This window comes from Streptomyces sp. ICN903 (assembly GCF_022015835.1).
Taxonomy (GTDB): domain Bacteria; phylum Actinomycetota; class Actinomycetes; order Streptomycetales; family Streptomycetaceae; genus Streptomyces; species Streptomyces fenghuangensis.
The window spans coordinates 1-18102 of the sequence record NZ_JAKMAY010000099.1 but is presented as its reverse complement, the minus strand read 5'-3'; the positions used below and the strand labels follow the sequence as shown (position 1 = coordinate 18102).

Annotated in this window: 19 protein-coding genes; 10 read left to right on the top strand and 9 right to left on the bottom strand. The window is 73.0% G+C overall.

Features of this window, described 5'->3' with window-relative positions; translation table 11 throughout:
- Positions 1-237: 237 nt before the first annotated feature.
- Entirely contained in the window at positions 238-657 is a 420-nt protein-coding gene (locus L7D48_RS12885) for an ATP-binding protein (RefSeq protein WP_256462773.1), read from the bottom strand.
- 204 nt (positions 658-861) lie between these two features.
- Between L7D48_RS12885 and L7D48_RS12880 the strand changes: the two genes are divergently transcribed.
- The 3 genes from L7D48_RS12880 to L7D48_RS12870 all read left to right on the top strand — a co-directional run bounded on the left by L7D48_RS12880 (position 862) and on the right by L7D48_RS12870 (position 2954).
- Positions 862-1728, top strand: coding sequence for a helix-turn-helix transcriptional regulator (locus tag L7D48_RS12880; RefSeq protein ID WP_237879558.1), 867 nt, complete (start codon positions 862-864; stop codon positions 1726-1728).
- 8 nt (positions 1729-1736) lie between these two features.
- A complete protein-coding gene (locus L7D48_RS12875; RefSeq protein WP_237879557.1) occupies positions 1737-2048 on the top strand; it encodes a DUF397 domain-containing protein in 312 nt (103 codons plus the stop codon).
- A gap of 66 nt (positions 2049-2114) precedes the next feature.
- The gene (locus tag L7D48_RS12870) at positions 2115-2954 is read left to right on the top strand and encodes an SAM-dependent methyltransferase (protein ID WP_237879556.1); all 840 of its coding nucleotides are present in this window, start codon (positions 2115-2117) and stop codon (positions 2952-2954) included.
- Here L7D48_RS12870 and L7D48_RS12865 read toward each other — a convergent pair.
- From L7D48_RS12865 to L7D48_RS12845, 5 genes are read right to left on the bottom strand one after another with little or no spacing between them, the layout of a single operon-like run.
- Complete coding sequence (locus L7D48_RS12865) at positions 2927-3820, bottom strand: STM4011 family radical SAM protein (RefSeq protein ID WP_237879555.1); 894 nt, start codon at positions 3818-3820, stop codon at positions 2927-2929. The two genes, L7D48_RS12870 and L7D48_RS12865, sit on opposite strands and share 28 nt — an antisense overlap.
- A gap of 11 nt (positions 3821-3831) precedes the next feature.
- Entirely contained in the window at positions 3832-5289 is a 1458-nt protein-coding gene (locus L7D48_RS12860; RefSeq protein ID WP_237879554.1) for an STM4012 family radical SAM protein, read from the bottom strand.
- Complete coding sequence (locus tag L7D48_RS12855; RefSeq protein WP_237879560.1) at positions 5286-6098, bottom strand: STM4013/SEN3800 family hydrolase; 813 nt, start codon at positions 6096-6098, stop codon at positions 5286-5288. The genes L7D48_RS12860 and L7D48_RS12855 overlap by 4 nt, the downstream gene beginning before the upstream one ends.
- A gap of 31 nt (positions 6099-6129) precedes the next feature.
- The gene (locus L7D48_RS12850) at positions 6130-7338 is read right to left on the bottom strand and encodes an STM4014 family protein (protein ID WP_237879553.1); all 1209 of its coding nucleotides are present in this window, start codon (positions 7336-7338) and stop codon (positions 6130-6132) included.
- Positions 7319-8287 carry an STM4015 family protein gene (locus tag L7D48_RS12845; protein WP_237879552.1) on the bottom strand — a complete coding sequence of 323 codons (969 nt, stop codon included), beginning with the start codon at positions 8285-8287 and terminating at the stop codon, positions 7319-7321. The genes L7D48_RS12850 and L7D48_RS12845 overlap by 20 nt, the downstream gene beginning before the upstream one ends.
- A 165-nt stretch (positions 8288-8452) precedes the next feature.
- Between L7D48_RS12845 and L7D48_RS12840 the strand changes: the two genes are divergently transcribed.
- From L7D48_RS12840 to L7D48_RS12825, 4 genes are all read left to right on the top strand, one after another.
- Positions 8453-8779, top strand: coding sequence for a hypothetical protein (locus tag L7D48_RS12840; protein ID WP_237879551.1), 327 nt, complete (start codon positions 8453-8455; stop codon positions 8777-8779).
- A 41-nt stretch (positions 8780-8820) separates the two neighbouring features.
- Entirely contained in the window at positions 8821-9885 is a 1065-nt protein-coding gene (locus tag L7D48_RS12835) for a DUF6745 domain-containing protein (protein ID WP_237879550.1), read from the top strand.
- Between the two features lie 381 nt (positions 9886-10266).
- Positions 10267-11073: an SGNH/GDSL hydrolase family protein gene (locus L7D48_RS12830; RefSeq protein WP_237879549.1), complete on the top strand. Its 807-nt coding sequence runs from the start codon at positions 10267-10269 to the stop codon at positions 11071-11073.
- A gap of 232 nt (positions 11074-11305) precedes the next feature.
- The gene (locus L7D48_RS12825; RefSeq protein ID WP_237879548.1) at positions 11306-11491 is read left to right on the top strand and encodes a hypothetical protein; all 186 of its coding nucleotides are present in this window, start codon (positions 11306-11308) and stop codon (positions 11489-11491) included.
- A gap of 39 nt (positions 11492-11530) precedes the next feature.
- On the opposite strand, the gene L7D48_RS12820 is transcribed toward L7D48_RS12825, so the two are convergent.
- Positions 11531-12370, bottom strand: coding sequence for a hypothetical protein (locus tag L7D48_RS12820; RefSeq protein ID WP_374492099.1), 840 nt, complete (start codon positions 12368-12370; stop codon positions 11531-11533).
- A 106-nt stretch (positions 12371-12476) separates the two neighbouring features.
- Entirely contained in the window at positions 12477-13094 is a 618-nt protein-coding gene (locus tag L7D48_RS12815) for a class I SAM-dependent methyltransferase (RefSeq protein WP_237879546.1), read from the bottom strand.
- Between the two features lie 154 nt (positions 13095-13248).
- On the opposite strand from L7D48_RS12815, the gene L7D48_RS12810 reads away from it, so the two are divergent.
- Positions 13249-13641 (top strand): roadblock/LC7 domain-containing protein, encoded by a 393-nt coding sequence (locus L7D48_RS12810; RefSeq protein WP_237879545.1) that lies wholly within the window; start codon positions 13249-13251, stop codon positions 13639-13641.
- 148 nt (positions 13642-13789) lie between these two features.
- Entirely contained in the window at positions 13790-14653 is an 864-nt protein-coding gene (locus L7D48_RS12805) for a DUF6397 family protein (protein WP_237879544.1), read from the top strand.
- Here L7D48_RS12805 and L7D48_RS12800 read toward each other — a convergent pair.
- Positions 14631-17144, bottom strand: coding sequence for a DEAD/DEAH box helicase (locus tag L7D48_RS12800; RefSeq protein WP_237879543.1), 2514 nt, complete (start codon positions 17142-17144; stop codon positions 14631-14633). The two genes, L7D48_RS12805 and L7D48_RS12800, sit on opposite strands and share 23 nt — an antisense overlap.
- A 121-nt stretch (positions 17145-17265) precedes the next feature.
- Here L7D48_RS12800 and L7D48_RS12795 point away from each other — a divergent pair, with 121 nt between their 5' ends.
- Entirely contained in the window at positions 17266-18060 is a 795-nt protein-coding gene (locus L7D48_RS12795) for a metal-dependent hydrolase (RefSeq protein ID WP_237879542.1), read from the top strand.
- Positions 18061-18102 lie beyond the last annotated feature (42 nt).

Here is an 18102-nt window from a genome sequence, read left to right as displayed (position 1 = left end):
GGCGGGACGGGCGCGCGGTCTGGCAAGCGCTTACCGTACACCCGTGGCACGGTTCGCGGGGGGCGCGGGGGCGGACCGGCTCAGCTGTGGGCGGAGGCGATCAGTTCGTCGTCGGACGCGGTGGTCACACGGCCACGCCACCTACGACCGCCGCGGGCCGCAGCGCGTTCTCCCGTGCGGCGCCGTGTTCGGGACGGGAACGCCCGGCCTCCCCCGCCAAGGCCGGGCGTTCCCGCGTCACGGGGCGGAGGGGCTGAAGCCCAGTTCCGCCCAGACCGTGTGGCCCCTGCCGCCGGCGCCCGGCCGTACCCCCCAGGCCTCGGCCAGGGCGCTGACCAGCAGCAGTCCGCGTCCGTTCTCCCCTTCCGCGCGGCCGGTCTCCGGGCAGAGCCCCGCCGGGCCCCCGGTGTGCCGGGCGGGACCGAAGCCCTGGTCGGTGACCGCCAGCCGCAGCCGTACGCCCGTGACACGCAGCTCGCAGTCGACCTTCTCGCTGTCGGTGTGACGCACGGCGTTGGTGAAGAGTTCGGAGACGACCAGTTGCGCGTCGTCGCGGATCACCGTCCCGAAGTCCCACTCCGTCAGCCGGGCGAGGACCCTTCTGCGGGCTTCGGCCACGGAGGTGCCTGTGGCCGGGAGACGGAACGCGTCCCGCAGGGGTCTGTCGACGGACCCTCCGGTGCGCTCCAGCGGGCGAACATCGGAAAAGTAAGCCACGTCCTCAGTGTGAAGGGTGTGAGCAACATCTGGCAAGGATCAATCTGTTGTTTGCACAAACGTGCATGCCACCCTGTCGGGAAGATCCGGCGGCATGACAAACTGCCGCTGCTGACAAGTGAGTTGGAGCGCGGGAGGGGTGCGGTGGCTGACACCAGGGCGGGCGGCGCCCCCACGGTCCTGCGGGTGGTGCTCGGCCGGCGGCTGGGCGACCTGCGGCGGCGTGCGGGACTGACCTACGAGCGGGCCGCCGAGGCGCTCGACGTCACGCACGCCACCATCCGCCGGATGGAACGGGCCGAGGTCGGTCTGAAGATCCCCTACGTCGAGAAGCTGCTGCGCACCTACGGCATCACCGAGCAGTCGGAGATCGACAGCTTCCTCTCCCTCGCCCGCGAGGCCAACCGGCCCGGCTGGTGGCACCGCTACCGCGATGTGCTGCCCGACTGGTTCAGCGCCTTCGTCAGCCTGGAGAGCGAGTCCCACGTCATCCGCGCCTACGAGCCGCACTACGTGCCCGGACTCCTCCAGACCGAGGAGTACGCCCGCGCCGTGCTGCGCGCGGGCATGCCGCACGCCGCCGAGGAGGAGATCGAGCGCGGCACCGCGCTGCGGCTGGAACGCCAGCGGCTGCTCACGAGGGACGAACCGCCCCTGCTGTGGGTGGTGATGGACGAGACCGTGCTGCGCAGGCCCATCGGCGGGCCCGAGGTCATGCGCGGGCAGATCTCCCGCCTGATCGAGGCGTGCTCGATGCCGACGGTGCGCCTGCAGGTCATGCCCTTCGAGGCCGGTCCGCACCCGGCCATGTACGGGCCCTTCCACATCTTCCGGTTCCCCATCCCGGAACTGCCCGACGTCGCCTACAGCGAGAGCCTGGTGGGCGCCGTCTACTTCGACCAGCGCGACGACGTCTCGGCGTTCCAGGAGGCGCTGGACCGGATGTGCGCACAGGCGGTGCCGGTGCGACGGACCGAGGCCGTCCTGGACGGCCTGCGCAAGGAGCTGTGAACCACCCCATGAGGAAACGCGTCTACAACGGCATGCCCGCCCGGCAGTTGGGGAGCGAGGGCTGGCACAAGCCGTGGAGCGGCGGCAACGGGGGGAGTTGCGTGGAGGCCATGCGGCTCGCGGACGGAAGGGTGGCGCTGCGCCAGTCCACCGACCCGGACGGGCCCGCTCTGATATACGCCCGCCACGCGATGGCGGGGTTCATCCGGGGCGTCAAGGCGGGGCAGGCCGACTTCCTGCTCGCCCAGGAGGGAGCAGGCCCCGCGCCGCGGCCCGCGCACCCCGCGCACCCCGCGCACCCCGCGCAGAGCCCGTGCTGAGAACCGGCGGGAGACGACGGCGATGACGACGACGAGGACGATGATGACGACGAGGACGGCGACGGCATGACCGACCAGCCCCACCTGATCCACCGGGCGCACGAGGGCTTCGCGCCCGAGCAGATCGACACCAGCAGGCCGCACCCGGCCCGCATGTACGACTACTACCTCGGCGGAAGCGACAACTACGAGGTGGACCGCGAGGCCGCCGACCGCCTGATGAAGATGGCCCCGGACGTACGGGTGAGCGCCCGGGCCAACAGGGACTTCCTCGGCCGCGCGGTGCGCACGGTGGTGGAGGAGCTGGGTATCCGTCAGATCATCGACATCGGCACCGGCATCCCCACCTCGCCCAACACCCACGAGCTCGCCAGGGCCTCGGCCCCCGACACCCGCGTGGTCTACGTCGACAACGACCCCATCGTCTCCGTCCACGCCGGCGCCAAGCTCACCGGCGCGGGCAACGCCGAGTTCGTCCTGGCCGACGCCCGCAGGCCCGAGGCCGTCATCGGGCATCCGGCCGTCCGGGAGCTGATCGACTTCGGCCGTCCGGTGGCTCTGCTCCTCGTCGCCGTCCTGCACTTCGTCAAGGACGAGGAGGATCCCGCGGGGCTCGTGGCCGCGCTCGGCGGCGTGCTGCCCCCCGGAAGCTGCCTCGTCCTCACCCACGGCACCTCGGACTTCCACGAGAAGGAGAAGGTGGAGGAGGGCACCGGCGTCTACCGGAACGCCACCGCCCAGGTCAGCCTGCGCAGCCATGCCGAGATCCTGTCGTTCTTCGACGGCTGGGACCTCACCGATCCCGGGCTGGTGCAGCTTCCGTTGTGGCGGCCGGACGGACCGGTGCCCGAGCCCGGCGAGCTGCGCCGCGTGGCGCTCTACGGCGGGGTCGGCGTCAAGCGCTGAGCCGGCGCGGCTCCCGCACCCGGCCAGGAGGCGGGTATCCGCTCCAGGACACCGCCCGCGAAGACGTCGTACAGCGGCAGCGACTCCAGGTGGACATACCCGATGTGGCAGTCGCAGGCGGTCAGCGGGCACGGCCTGGGCCGCAGTGCCGCGCGCCAGGAGCCGTCGTAGAGGTTGCCCAGCGGGGCCGGGACGAAGTGGCAGCGCCGCACCGTACCGGCACCGTCCACCGAGACCACGGACTCACCGGTGCGGCAGGGCAGCCCGGCGCTGCGGTGGGGGTGGCGGCTGTACGGGAAGAGGGGGTCGATCGCCGTCCACCGGTCGGCCTCCTCGTCCGTGTAGGTACGGCCCTCGGCGGCGTTGACCCACAGGTAGACGTGCTCGGGCAGATCGGCGCGGAGCCGCCGGGCATGGTGCAGATGGCCGGGCAGGCCGACGATTCCGACGCTGTGGCGCACGCCTTTGTCCGCCAGCTCGCGGCACCTGGCCAGGAAGCGCCCGTAGGGGGTCTGGCCGGGATGGTAGGTGCACCACAGGGCGAGGGTGCCGGTGTCGGCGTCGTCGAGCCAGCCGGTGCGGCAGCTCAGGTTGGTCTGGATCGCCACCCGTGCCACGTGCGGCAGCCGGCTCAGTTCGGCCAGGGTGTGCCGGTACCACGACCGCACCAGGCCCTCGCCCCACGGGGTGAACAGCACCGAAAGCCGGTCCTCGCGCTGCTCCGCCACCCAGCCGGCGAAGCGCTCCAGCGCCTCCCGGTCGGCGCGCAGCTGCTCGCGGGAGTCGCGCCGCTTGGCGAACGGGCAGTACGGGCAGTCGTAGTCGCACGAGGCCAGCGGCCCGCGGTAGAGCAGGGTCAGATCCACGGCGGCCTCCGCTACCTCGGGTCGTACGCGGCCATCGCGGCACGCACGGACGGGGAGAACAGGGCCGGGCCGGCCGCGTCGGAGTGGGCCAGGCCCTCGGCCGACAGCCGCAGCTGCCCGGGGGCCGCGCTCTCGTCCAGCCAGCCGCGCTCGGCGAAGTCGGCCAGCTCGGCGGGGAAGTGCTCGGCGGGCGGCGCACCGAACCGGTCCGCGTACTCCGCCGTCTCCATCCCCTCGGCCTGGAGCAGGGACTGGAGCAGGTGCCTGCGGCGGGCCTCGTCGGTGTCCATCCACCGGCCGACCTCCGCGTGGGCGAAGGAGCCGGCCGGGCGGGAGACGTAGTCGTCGACGATGGAGCGTATCCGGCTCATCCCCACGGCGTAGTCGAAGGAGTAGTGCAGGGCGGAGGTGTAGGACCGCGCGCCGCAGCCCAGACCCACCATGCCGTCGGTCTGGCAGGCGTGGTCGGCCGTGCCCCCGCCCGTCCTTGCGGCGGCCGCCGTCCCGGTGCGGCGGAACATCCGCATCGACACCTGCTCGTAGCCGTGTGCCAGCAGGTGGTCGCGGCCGTGGCGGTACAGGGCCAGCCGCTGCGCGTCCCACCGGGGGTCGGGAACGGCGGACCCGCCGGGCCCGTCGGAGCCGTCGGGCCCGTCGGAGCCGCCGGGGGCCGTGGCGGCGCGTCCCAGACCGGTCAGCGGACGGACGTAGAGCGGGTAGAGGTAGAGCTCCTCCGGCTCCCAGGCGAGCGCGGCGTCCAGGGAGCGCTGCCAGGAGGCGGTGGTCTGCCCCTCGATCCCGTAGATCAGGTCGATGTTGAGCACCGGTATGCCCGCTTCCCGGACGCGGCCCAGAGCGGCCTCGACGTCCGAGCGCCGCTGGGGGCGCACCGCGGCCCGTGCCTCGGCGTCGACGAAGCTCTGCACACCGATGCTCAGCCGCGTGGTGCCGCGTCCGGCCAGGACGGCCAGCCGGTCGGCGGTGGCGGTCGACGGGGACGCCTCCACCGACAGGGGCACCGCGCGCAGGTCCGCTCCCATCCGCTCCTCGGCGATGTCGCACAGCCGCTCCAGTTCGGCGGCGGTCAGGAAGGTGGGGGTGCCGCCGCCGAAGGCCGCGGCGGCGAACCGGGCGTCCTCGCCCAGCGCCTCGCGCACCGGGCCCGCCTGCCGCTCCAGCGCGTCCAGGTAGGCGCCGGTCAGCCCGTCGGGCGCGCCGATGCGGGTGAAGAGGTTGCAGAAGCCGCAGCGCACCTCGCAGAAGGGGATGTGCAGGTAGAGGGAGAGCGCGTCGGTCTTCTCCCGCGCCCACAGCCCGCTCAGCGCCGGCCGCTCCGGCAGCCGCCGGTAGGCCGTCTTGTGCGGATAGGCGTACACATAGCTCTGGTACGGGCTCCGGTAGGGGCCCCGGTGCGGGTCCGGGGCGCCGTCCGGGAACGGACCGGCGGCGGGAACGGTCGTGGTGCTCATCGCGGCTCGCAGGCGTCGAGGGTGAAATGGGCGTACGGCACCGTCCAGACGACCTCGTGGCCGATCCGGTGGCCGGTGTGGCCGTCCTCCCCGTAGGCCGTGCCGTGGTCGGAGCAGACGACGGTGAAGCACGGGCGGCGGCTGCTCGCGGCGGCGAACAGGCGCCCGATGTGCCGGTCCACATAGCGCAGCGCCGCCGCGTGGGTGGCGAGGGAGTCCCCGGCCCCGGCCGTGGCGCCGGGCAGGTGGAACCAGTTGGGCTGGTGCAGCGCCGAGACGTTGACGAAAAGGAACAGCCGCTTCTCGGCCGGGAGCGCGGCCACCACCTCCTCGGCGCGGGCGACCTGCGCCTCGAAGGAGGTGGGGGAGGCGACGGAGAACTCCGGCTCCCAGTGGCTCTCGGCGAACAGGCCGGGCAGCACCGAGCCGAGCGCGCCGCGCTTGTTGAAGAAGCCCACGCCTCCGATGCACACCGTGTGGTAGCCGGCTTGTGCCAGTCCGGTCACCAGGTCCGGCGCGTCGAAGACCCAGGTGCCCCCCGCGGTGCTCTCGCTTCCCTCGAAACGGGCCGCGAACAGCCGCGGATGCGGCCCCGGGGCGGTGGGAGTGGGCAGGAAGCCCGCGAAGAATGCCTGGTGGGAGGCGTAGGTGAAGCTACCGGGGGAGTGCCTCTCCTCCCAGCGCCCGTCCGGCAGGTGCCGCGCCAGATTGGGTATGGCGCCCTCGGCCGCCAGGTCGCGGGCCACGTCGTGGCGCAGGGTGTCCAGGGTGACCAGCAGCAGGTCGTGGCTGCCGACGATCCTGTTCATGTCCGGGGCCCCCGCGCGGGCCCCGGTGTCCTCAGGCCGCTGCACGGCAGACCTCCTCCTGCCGCTCTCCGGCTCCGCCGGCCGCCGGCCGGGCGGCAGCCCGCTCACCCGGTACCGCACCGCGCAGAACGGCGTCGACCTGGGCCGCGTAGGTGTCCCGGCCCTCGGCCCGGCCGCCGGCCAGCCCGGTCAGCCGGGGCAGCAGGTCGCCGAAGGCGTTCACCTCCCCGACGGCGAAACGACGCCAGCCGGTGGCGGGCAGCAGGTCCACACCGACGCACAGGGTGGCGGGGAAGCAGGCCGCGGCCCGTTCGCACACCTCCGTCACCCGCGTCCAGGACACTCCGGCCGCCTCCGCCGCGGCACGGGCCGCGGCCAGGTCGCCGCGGGCGCCGCCGAGATGGAGGTTGGTCATGTGGGAGCGGCCGGTGCGCACCAGGGCGTGCGTCGCCTCCCCGGCCACCACGACCACCCGCAGATCGGCCGCCCTGCCGTGCTGGGACGCCTTGGGCAGCCAGCGCTCGATGTGCAGGCCGTCCGGCGCCAGGGCGTCGACCACGGCGGCGATGTCGCACTCGCCGTCGTAGCGCCGCACCCGCAGGGAGTTGAACAGGCTTCCGTCCGGGGCGCGTTCGACGGACGTGGTCGCGCGCCACCGGCCGCGCCCACCCGACTCGACGGCCAGCACCCCGGAGGCGGAGGAGGCGTGGGCGAGTTTGACGAAGACCCGGCGCATCCCCGTGTCGCTCATCGCCGCGCGCACGTCCTCCCAGCCCGTCACCGGCGCGGCGCCGGGGCCGGAGGTCGGCGAGGGGGGCACCGGGACACCCGCCCCGGTCAGCACCCCGTGGCACAGCCGCTTGTCGAAGAGCACCGCCAGATCGTCCGGGCCGTCCAGCAGCACGCACCCGGCGGACCGGGCGGCCCCGGCGACACGGCGTACGGCCGCTGTGAAGTTCGCGTACCAGCGGGCCGTGCCCTCCACCCGCGCCGGATCGTCCACCCCGCGCAGCAGGCGCTCGACCCGCGGGTCCTCGCCGGGCGAGTCGATCCGCACGGTCTCGCCCGCCGCGAACCGCGCGCCGCCGGTCAGCACCTCGGCCCACGGCAGCACGCGGGGCGCGGGCAGCCCCGCGCCGGCGACGGCCGCCGCGAACGACTCCACCCGGCGGTTCTCGGGGTTGCCGACGACGGCGAACCGCGGCGCCCCGCCGCGGAGGTCACTCGGAGACGGCGACATAACGCCAGACCTCGCCGCGGTACTCGTCCGGCTCCTCCTGGTCGGAGAGGTCCACGTCGACTCCGGCGCCCTCCAGTTCCTCGCGCAGCCGCTCCATCACGGCGTCGCTCAGGAAGTGGTGGGCGAGGTCGAGCCGTGCTAGGTGGGTGAGCGGCTGCCCGCTCAGCAGCGCCTCGGCGCCGCTGTCGGTGAGGGTGCCCATGGACAGATCCAGTGTGTGCAGCCGTGCCACCACGGGCGCGCCGGCCACGGCAGCGGCGATCTCGTCCTGCAGTTCGCTGTTCTTCAGCCCCAGGCTGCGCAGTGCGGGCAGGCGTTCCCCGGTGAGTACCGGAGCCAGGTCCTCCATGGTGGCGTCGCCCCCGTACTCGCTGACGCCGAGCCACAGATCGAGCCGGCGCAGCGCGGGCAGGTCGCTCTCGGCGACCGCGCGCACGACGCCGCCGGGCAGTCCGCCCGCCTCGAACACCAGGGTGCGCAGATGCTCGTGGCGCAGGGGGCGGAACGTCAGGCCGGAACCGCCGCGCACCCCGAACTCGCGCAACCGGGGGTAGGCCTCCAGGACCGGGGTGACGTCGGTCTGCTCGATCCAGGAGATCTCCGCCTCCTCCGCCACCAGATCGCCGATGAACACGGCCTCCAGGGCGGGGAACCGGTCCGCGTTCGAGGTGAGCAGCTCGACGACGAATCCGGAGTCCCTGTCGTAGCACTCGCCCCACTGGCCGATGATCAGGGCGCGGACGGCCGTGGTGTCCACGGCCGCCAGGAAGCCGCGCCAGACGTCCTCGAAGTCCTCGGCCGGGAAGTCGTCGTCGTAGGAGTCGTAGAACAGGCGCCAGGCCACGGACGCGGCCGCCGGCAGCGGGCCCGACCGGCCGCCCGCGCCGGGCGGCATGTAGGTGTGGGCGGGCAGGGCGTGCAGCTCCCGCAGGTGCTCGTTGACGGTCATGGGGCTCCCCCGAACGCGTGCCGACAGTACGGAAGGTTCTATCAACCGCCGCTGACAGTCCGCCGTGCGGGGCCGGGCCCTTCGAGGCGCTCTGTCAGACCCCTGTCCTAGTTTTCCGTCCACCGCCGCCGGACGGACCGGCGCGGACGTCGAGGGGAGAGTCGCGTGTACCGCCAGGGAGACGTGCTGATCGTGCCGGTGGACGAGGAGGCCGTGCCGGATTCCGCGACGGAGCAGCCCGGGCTGCCGCGGGACGCCCGGGGGCGGATGGTGCTGGCCCTGGGCGAGGTCACCGGGCACGCGCACGCCGTGGTGGGACCGGGCCGGCTCGTCCGGGAGGCGGGGCCGTACGGGCCGCTGCTGCTCCATCTCCCCGACGGAGGACGGGTGGTGCACGAGGAGCACGCCGCGATACCGCTGCCCAGGGGCTGGTACCGGGTGGTCCGGCAACGCGAGTACGTCCCGGGCGCCGTGCGGATCGTCGCCGACTGAGCGTCGTGGGCCGGGCGGGGAAGAGCGGAGGGAAAGTGGCGATGACAACGGTGACGAACACTCAAACGAGTGAATCGGCGGACCTGGCGGGGGAGGCGGAGCGGTGGCGCCGGATCGCGGCGCGGACCGGTCCGGCCGACCGGTCCGCCGCGGAGGCCGGGGTGCGCCTGGCGTACCGCACGGCCGGGCTCGCCGAGCCCGAGCGCATCGTGTGGGCCGGCTCGCCGCGCGCGGCCGTGGCCGCCGTGCGAACCCTGCGGGGAGCGGGCCGCAGCGTACGGCGGGAGGTCCGCACCCTGCCGTGGGCGGCGGAACGGGAACGGCTGCACGGGAGGCTGGGCCCGGTGGGGTGGGCGGAGCACTGGGCACGCACCGGCGCACCACTGTGGGAGACCACCGCACTCCTGGTGGAACGCGTACGCACCGGCGTCGTCGAGGAGTCGGCGCCCACGCCCGCGGACGAGCCCGCGGTGCGGCTGGCCCTGCTGGACGCGGTGCTCGGCCAGCACGACGCACCCTGGCTGGCCGCTCTCGGGGGCGGGGACGAGGACGGGGACGGGACCGGCCCGCTGACGGGGCTCGCGGCGGCCGCCCGCGCCGCCGGCTGGTGGTGGCCCTATGAGCGGGTGGCGGTCGTCGCCGAGCGCCCCCTGGAACTCCACCGCGACGAGGCCGGACGGCTCGACCGGGGCGACGGCCCCGCACTGGTCTTCCCCGACGGTTTCGCCCTGTACGCCTGGAAGGGCATGCCGGTCCCGGCGGACTTCCTCGCCGGGCTGGACGCCCTCACCCCCGAGCGCATCCGTGCGGAGGAGAACGCCGAACTGCGCCGCGTGATGCTGGAGCACTACGGTTACGACCGCTACCTGGCCGAGTCCGGCGCCCGGCCGGTCCACCGGGACTCCACCGGCGTGCTGTGGCGGATCGATCTGGAGGGCGACGAGCCCGTGCTGACGGTCGAGGTGGTCAACTCCACCCCTGAGCCGGACGGTACGTACCGCACGTACTGGCTGAGGGTGCCGCCGTCCACACGGACCGCCCGCGAGGGTGTCGCCTGGACGTTCGGCCTGCGCCCCGACGCATACGAGCCGGAGGTGCAGACCTGACGGTCCGCTCCCGGGGGGACGGGAGCCGCCCGGTGGCCGGTGGCAGGGAGCCGGCCGCCGGAGGACGCGTGCCCGGGCAGGCCCTCCGACCCGGCGTCACCTTCCCCTCGCCACCCGGCGCCCGGCCGGAACCGACGGCCCGGGGCGCTTCCCCGCGGAGTGCCCCCGTGCGGGGCGGTGTGCCGACGGGCCCTCACCGCCCCTTGGGCCGCACACTTGATTGTTTGTCGGGAAAAGGCTGTTACCTGCGGCGACGCAGGGCTGTTGTTCAACTGAATGCCGAATCAGTTTTGGCATGGACACTTCCTGAAAGTGCTCCGCACTGCTACTACGTAGTAGGCGCACCTCACCCCCCTCTTCCCTCCACACCCAGGAGACTTCATGAAGTTGTCCCGTCTCGCGTCCGTGGCGGCCACCCTCGCCGCCCTGGTCGGACTCGGACTCGGCGGCGCGGGCGTGGCATCCGCCCAGGAAGCCGCGGCCACCTCCTACGTCGCGCTCGGCGACTCCTACTCCTCCGGAGTCGGCGCCGGCAGCTACGACAGTTCCAGCGGATCCTGCAAGCGCAGCACCAAGGCGTATCCGGTGCTGTGGAAGAACGCGAACGCACCCGCCTCCTTCCACTTCACCGCCTGCTCCGGCGCCAAGACCGGGGACGTCATCAACAACCAGCTCGGCCCCCTGACGTCGAGCACCACCCTGGTGAGCATCTCCGTCGGCGGCAACGACGCCGGCTTCGCCGACGCCATGACCACCTGTGTCCTGCAGGGCACCAACGCGTGCGTCGCGCGGATCAACGAGGCGCGCGCCTACATCTCCAACACCCTGCCCGGGAAGCTCGACGCGGTCTACAACGCCATCCGCGGCAAGGCACCCAACGCCCGGGTCGTCGTCCTCAACTACCCCCGCTTCTACAAGCTCAACGGCAGCTGCTGGGTGGGACTCAGCGAGACCTCGCGCGCGGCCATCAACGACGCGGCCGACCACCTGAGCGACACCATCGCCAAGCGCGTCGCCAACCACGGCTTCACCTTCGGCGACGTCCGCGGCAGGTTCACCGGCCACGAGATCTGCTCCGGCGACTCGTGGCTGCACAGCGTCGACTGGCTCAACATCACCAACTCGTACCACCCCAAGGCGGCCGGCCAGTCCGGTGGCTACTACCCCGTGATGGAGAGCCTCGCCTGATCCACTCCTGATCCACTCCTGATCCGTCCCCGGCGCAACCCGGCCGAAGCACGACCGGGGCCCGGCCGGGACGGTGGCCGGTGGTGGCCCGCGGGAACCGCGGGCCACCACCGGCGCCGCTCTCCCGCCCCGCGCTCCGCTGTACGGAGGCGAAGACGCGGAACCAGGCGGCCCGTACGTACGTTCTCCGGAGTGAGCGGCGGTCGCACCGCCGCCGGAGGAGGCGTGGAAGATGACCAACCGTGGAAAGATCGCCGTCGGCGGTGTGGCGGTGGGGCTGCTGCTGTGGGTGCTTACCGGCAGTTTCCTGATAGCCCTGGCGGTGGTGGTCGGTGTGCCGGCGATCGCCTACCTGGCGCTGGACCCCTCGCAGCGGCGCAGGGTGCGGCGGGTGAGCCGCAAGGAGCTCGGGCGCTGACCCGGACACGGCCGGCGGCCCGCGCGGGCCGCCCGGAGCTCAGGCCGCCGCGTCCGGCCGCACCGCCAGATCGTCCAGGGCCTTGAGCAGCCCGGGCAGCTCCGAACCGCGGCCCACCGGGAGCACCTCGCCGGGCTCGTCGTCCAGCAGGACGAACGCTATGTCGTCGGTCCGCGCCACCAGACTCCAGCCGGGCCCGTCCGCACGGAGAGTGCGGGCCTCCTCGGTGGCGAAGGCGGAACGGATCCGGCCGGGCGGCGGCGGGGAGTGCACATAGCCGCGGGCCTCCTCCAGAACCCGCCGGACCCTGCTGTTGGGGTTCTCGCCCGGATCGACGAACGTCACGTCCGCGTCGACCCGGGCGCGCCAGTTCGCCCACTGCAGCGCGATCTCGTCCGCGCCCAGCCGCCGCTGCGCCGGGCCCCAGCGCGAGGTGTCCGGCGGGGACAGCGGCGCCCGGCCGCCGTCCAGCTCCGGATCGGGCTCCGGGTCGTGGGGGGCGGGGACACCGGGCGCGGCCACCGCCAGCGCCAGCGGCCAGCCGGGCAGCACGGCGGCGATCGTCCGCTCGTCGGGGGACAGGTCGTACTCCATGCCGCAGTCCCAGGCGGCGATCGCGCACGCCACCAGGGACACGTCCTCCGTGACGACGGTCCAGCGCGCGCCCTGCCCGTCCTGGCCGAGGACGAGGCCGTGGCCCTCCGCGTACGGCTCCAGTCCCAGGGCGGCGCACGCCTCGGGATAGTCGTCGCCGAGGACGCTCGGGAACTGCGCGGGGGTGAGCAGCGCCGCGGTCAGCACGTACAGCGCGTCGTCGCCCCCGCCGCACGCGTCCTGTGCCTCTGCCACGTCGGCCTCCTCTCCGGACTCTCCGGACATCGTCCGCGCACCCTAGCCACGTCAGGGGGGCGGCGTCGAGAGACCGGGGACACACCAGGGGCGCCCTCCGCCGCCCGCACCCCACGGAGGGACCGCGCACGGCGCTTCAGTCGCGTACGGCCAGTGCGAAGTAGCGGTGCTCCTCGTCGGCGCAGGAGACCAGGCGCCAGCCCGCGGCGGCCAGCAGCGGGCGGAGGTTCGGCTCGGCCCGCGGGTCGTCCGGCCCGAGCGGGCGCCCGTGCCGGGCGGCGAGAGCGGCGCGCCCGACCGGATGGAACAGCGCGAGACGGCCGCCGGGCCGGACCACCCGGGCCAGCTCCCGCAGGCCGGCGGCCGGGTCGGGCAGGTGCGACACCAGGCCGGCCGCGAACACCGCGTCGAGCACTCCGTCGCGCAGCGGCAGCCGGGCGGCGTCGGCGACGGTCAGCAGTGCGCCGCGGTGCCGTCCGGCCAGGACGGCGACCTCAAGCATCGCCGGGGTGAGATCGACGCCCACCACCGTGCCCTGTCTGCCCACCGCCGCGCGCAGCGCGGGCAGCGCGCGCCCGGTGCCGCACCCGGCGTCCAGCACCGTGTCGCCGGGGAACAGACCCAGCTCGGCCACGGCGGCGTCGTAGGCGGGGCCGTCGTCGGGGAAGCGGGCGTCCCAGCCGGCGGCCCGCTCGGTGAAGAACTCCAGCACGCGTGTCCCGTCGTACTCCGTCGAACGGTCGTCATCGTCCACTGTCGGTGCCTTTCCCGGTGACCGGTCCCGGTACCCCTGCTTCCGGTTTCCTTCCTGTTCCGACCGGTCGGCGGGCGGCCGAGATCGATGGTTGCTCCGGGGCCCGTCGTGGGTAAGGCTGGCACCGCATGACCATGAGAAGGGGGAATCGGGGATGGCCCTGAGCAGCGAGCTGGACTGGCTCCTGGACGATCTGACGCAGCGGATGCCTTCGGTACGGCATGCGCTGGTGCTCTCGAACGACGGGCTGGTCACCGGAGCCGCCCAGAGCCTGGAGCGGAGCGAGGCCGAACACCTGGCCGCCGTCGCGTCCGGGCTGCACAGCCTGGCCAGAGGCACGGGGGACCGCTTCCACGTGGGCCGGGCGCGGCAGACGATGATCGAGTTCGACGAGGGGATGCTCTTCGTGACGGCCGCCGGAGACGGCAGCTGTCTGTGCGTGCTCGCCGAGGCGGACGCCGACATGGGTCAGATCGCCTACGAGACGACCCTGCTGGTGAACCGGGTCGGCGAGCACCTGGGAGTGGCCATGCGCAACGGCCACTGAGCGGCGGCCCAAGGCCCGCCGCCCCGCCGGGCCGCCGCAGGCCCGTGTCGCCGGACACAGCCCCACCAGGGCTTTCTCCAGGTTTTCCACAGGCTCCCCGGAGCGGATCGGCAACGGACTACCTTCGTCGCACACGGTAGTCGTCGAGATGCGCAGGGGGATCACCATGCCGGTCGGACTGGCACGGGCGGAGAAGTCCGGTACACGGAAGACGGACGCGGTGGAGGCCGTGCCGATGGGCGAGGCGCACCGGATGCTGGGGATCAGGCCGAGGGAGCTGGAACTGGCCGTGGAGCTGGGTGCGCTGGCGACGGTGGCGTCGAGGCGGGAGAGCCGGCGCCGCCGGGTGCCGGTGGCCGAGCTGGCGCGGGTGCGCGCGGAGGAGGGATTTCCGGCCACTTTGCGTGAGCGGCTGCGTCTGGTCGGTGCGCGGGAGGGCGCCGGGCTGCTGGGTGTCACTCCGGTGCGCTTCACGCGGCTGGCCCGGGCCGGCTGCTTCGGCCCGGTGCGCTTCTCCCTCAACCGCTACCGGGCGGTGGTCTGGTTCTACCTCGCCAGCGAACTGCGGGACGTCGCCGAGCACCGGCCGGCGCTGCTCGGCGGCCCGCTGCCCGAAGGGCTGCTGCGCATCCTGGCCGAGGGCGAGGACTGGCGTCCGCGCCACTGGCGCAACCGGCGGATCGCCCAGGCGGTCCGCCGGACGGACGATCCGTGGGCGGCCGCCGCCGCCCACGCCGCGGTGCTCACGCCGGAAGTACTGCGGGAGGCCGTACCGGATCCGGGCGAGCGGGCCCGGCTGGAGGAACTGCGACCGGAGCTGACCACCGCCCGGCCGGAGTCCCTCGCGGCCAGGAGGGCCGTGCGCAGGCTGCTCACCGCCGCCGGCGAGGAGGAGGTCCTCTGGCACCGGATGGGCCTGACGCTGGCGCTGAGCACGGCGCGGTCGGCCCGTCCCCTGTGCCGGCCGGGGCGCGAGCCCGCGGCAGCCGTCAGAGCTGACCGACGTCGATGACCTTGATCACCGCCCGGCCCTCCTCGTCGGAGGCCGTGAGGTCGACCTCGGCGGTGATCCCCCAGTCGTGGTCGCCGCCGGGGTCGGCGAACGTCTGCCGCACCCGCCACAGGCCGTCCTCGGGGCGCTCCTCGATCCGCAGCAGTTTCGGGCCGCGGGCGTCCGGGCCGGTGCCCAGATCGTCGTACTCGTCCCAGTAGGCGTCCATGGCCTCGGCCCAGGCGTCGGCGTCCCAGCCGGCCTCGGCGTCCAGCTCGCCCAGCTCCTCGACCTTGTCCAGGGCGGCCAGCTCCACCCGCCGGAACATCGCGTTGCGCACCAGCACGCGGAAGGCGCGGGCGTTGGCGGTGACGGGCTTGACCTGGTCGGCGCGGTCCTGGGCCTCCTCGGCCGTCTCGTCCTCGGGGTTGGCCAGCTGCTCCCACTCGTCCAGCAGGCTGGAGTCGACCTGGCGCACCATCTCGCCCAGCCACTCGACGATGTCCTGGAAATCCTCGGACTTCCGGTCGTCGGGCACGGTGTGCTCCAGCGCCTTGTAGGCACTGGCCAGGTAGCGCAGCACGATGCCCTCGGTGCGGGCCAGCTCGTAGTGGGAGACGAACTCACCGAAGGTCATGGCCCGTTCGTACATGTCACGGATCACGGATTTGGGGGACAGGGGATGGTCGCCGACCCACGGGTGGCTCTTGCGGTAGACGCCGTAGGCATGGGAGAGCAGCTCCTCCAGCGGCTTGGGGTAGCCGATGTCCGCCAGCCGCTCCATGCGTTCCTCGTACTCGACGCCGTCGGCCTTCATCTGCGCGACGGCCTCGCCCCTGGCCTTGTTCTGCTGGGCGGCCAGGATCTGCCGCGGGTCGTCCAGTGTGGACTCCACCACGGAGACCATGTCCAGCGCGTACGAGGGGGACTCGGGGTCCAGCAGTTCGAACGCGGCGAGCGCGAAGGTCGACAGCGGCTGGTTGAGCGCGAAGTCCTGCTGGAGATCCACGGTCAGCCGGATGCGGCGCCCCTCGGCGTCGGGTGCGTCCAGCTGTTCGACGACCCCGCCGTCCAGCAGGGAGCGGTAGATGGCGATCGCCCGCCTGATGTGGCGCAGCTGGCTGCGCCGGTCCTCGTGATTGTCCTCCAGCAGCTTGCGCATCGCGGCGAAGGCGTCACCGGGCCGGGCGATGACGGACAGCAGCATCGCGTGGGTCACCCTGAAGCGGGAGGTGAGCGGCTCCGGCTCGGAGGCGATCAGTTTCTCGAAGGTCTGCTCGCTCCAGTTGACGAAGCCCTCCGGGGCCTTCTTCCGCACCACCTTGCGGCGTTTCTTCGGGTCGTCGCCCGCCTTGGCGAGGGCCTTCTCGTTCTCGATGACGTGCTCGGGGGCCTGGGCCACGACCAGGCCCGCGGTGTCGAAACCGGCCCGGCCGGCGCGGCCCGCGATCTGGTGGAACTCCCGCGCCCGCAGCACCCGCACCCGGTTGCCGTCGTACTTGGTCAGCGCGGTGAACAGCACCGTGCGGATGGGCACGTTGACGCCCACCCCGAGGGTGTCGGTACCGCAGATCACCTTCAGCAGGCCCGCCTGGGCCAGCCTCTCCACCAGCCGCCGGTACTTCGGCAGCATTCCGGCGTGGTGCACCCCGATGCCGTGCCGGACGTAGCGCGAGAGGTTCCGCCCGAACTTGGTGGTGAAACGGAAGTTGCCGATCAGCTTGGCGATCTCGTCCTTCTCGGCGCGCGAGCACATGTTGATGCTCATCAGCGCCTGGGCGCGCTCCACCGCCTGGGCCTGGGTGAAGTGCACGATGTAGACCGGCGCCTGATGGGTTTCGAGCAGCTCGGTCAGCGTCTCGGTCAGGCCGGTCGTGCGGTACTCGTAGCTCAGCGGCACCGGCCGGGTGGCGGAGCGCACCACGGCGGTCGGCCGCCCGGTGCGCCGCGTCAGGTCTTCCTCGAACCTGCTCACGTCACCGAGCGTCGCCGACATCAGGACGAACTGCGCCTGGGGGAGCTCCAGCAGCGGGATCTGCCAGGCCCAGCCGCGGTCCGGCTCGGCGTAGAAGTGGAACTCGTCCATCACGACCTGGCCGATGTCGGCGTCCGCGCCGTCGCGCAGCGCGATGGAGGCGAGTACCTCGGCGGTGCAGCAGATGACGGGCGCGTCGGCGTTGACCGAGGCGTCGCCGGTGAGCATGCCGACGTTCTCGGTGCCGAAGATCTTGCACAGGTCGAAGAACTTCTCCGACACCAGGGCCTTGATGGGGGCGGTGTAGAAGGTGACCTTGTCCTGGGCGAGCGCGGCGAAGTGCGCCCCGGCCGCGACCAGGCTCTTGCCGGACCCGGTCGGCGTGGACAGGATGACGTTCGCCCCGGAGACCACTTCGATCAGCGCCTCCTCCTGGGCGGGATAGAGCGTGATGCCCCGTCCCTCGGCCCAGCCGGAGAAGGCTTCGTAGAGAGTGTCGGGATCTGCGGTGCTCGGCATCTGATCGATAAGGGTCACGCCCTCCATACTGCCTGCCGCGGCGCCCGCGGTGGGAACCGGCCGACCGCACGAAGATCATCGGCACTACGCTGTGCCACCGGCACAACGCAGGAGCGAGCGCGATGGGGTGGGGACGCACATGATGGGACCGGCGCATTCACTGTCGGGGGCGGCGGCGTGGCTGGGGGTGGGAGCGGTGGCGGACGCCCTGGACCGGCCGATGCCGTGGCCGGTCCTGGTGGTCGGCGCCCTGATCTGCGCGGGCGCGGCTCTCGCACCCGACCTGGACCACAAGTCGGCGACGATCTCCCGTGCCTTCGGCCCGCTCTCCAGATGGCTGTGCATGGTGATCGAGAAACTCTCGTGCGCGGTCTACAAGGCCACCCGCAAGTCCGGCGACCCGCGCCGTGCGGGAGGCCACCGCACCCTCACCCACACCTGGCTGTGGGCGGTGGCGATGGGCGCCGGTTTCTCGGCCTTCGCGGTGCTCGGCGGGCGCTGGGCGGTGCTGGGCATCCTCTTCGTCCACATGGTGCTGGCCGTCGAGGGCCTGCTGTGGCGGGCGGCGCGGGTCTCCAGCGACGTTCTGGTGTGGCTGCTGGGGGCGACCAGCGCCTGGATCCTGGCGGACATCCTGAACAAGCCCGGGAACGGGGCGGACTGGCTGTTCACCGCACCCGGCCAGGAGTACCTGTGGCTGGGGCTGCCGATCGTGCTGGGCGCCCTGGTCCACGACCTCGGCGACGCCATCACCGTCTCCGGTTGCCCGGTCCTGTGGCCGATACCCGTGGGGAGCAAGCGCTGGTATCCGCTGGGCACGCCCAAGCCCATGCGGTTCAAGGCGGGCAGCTGGGTCGAGGTGCAGGTCCTGATGCCCGGCTTCATGCTGGCCGGCGGGCTGAGCGGGCTGTGGGCCGTGGGTTTCCTCGGCTGAGCCCTCCCCGGCCGGGCCCTCCCCTCCCGGGCCCTCCCGGGC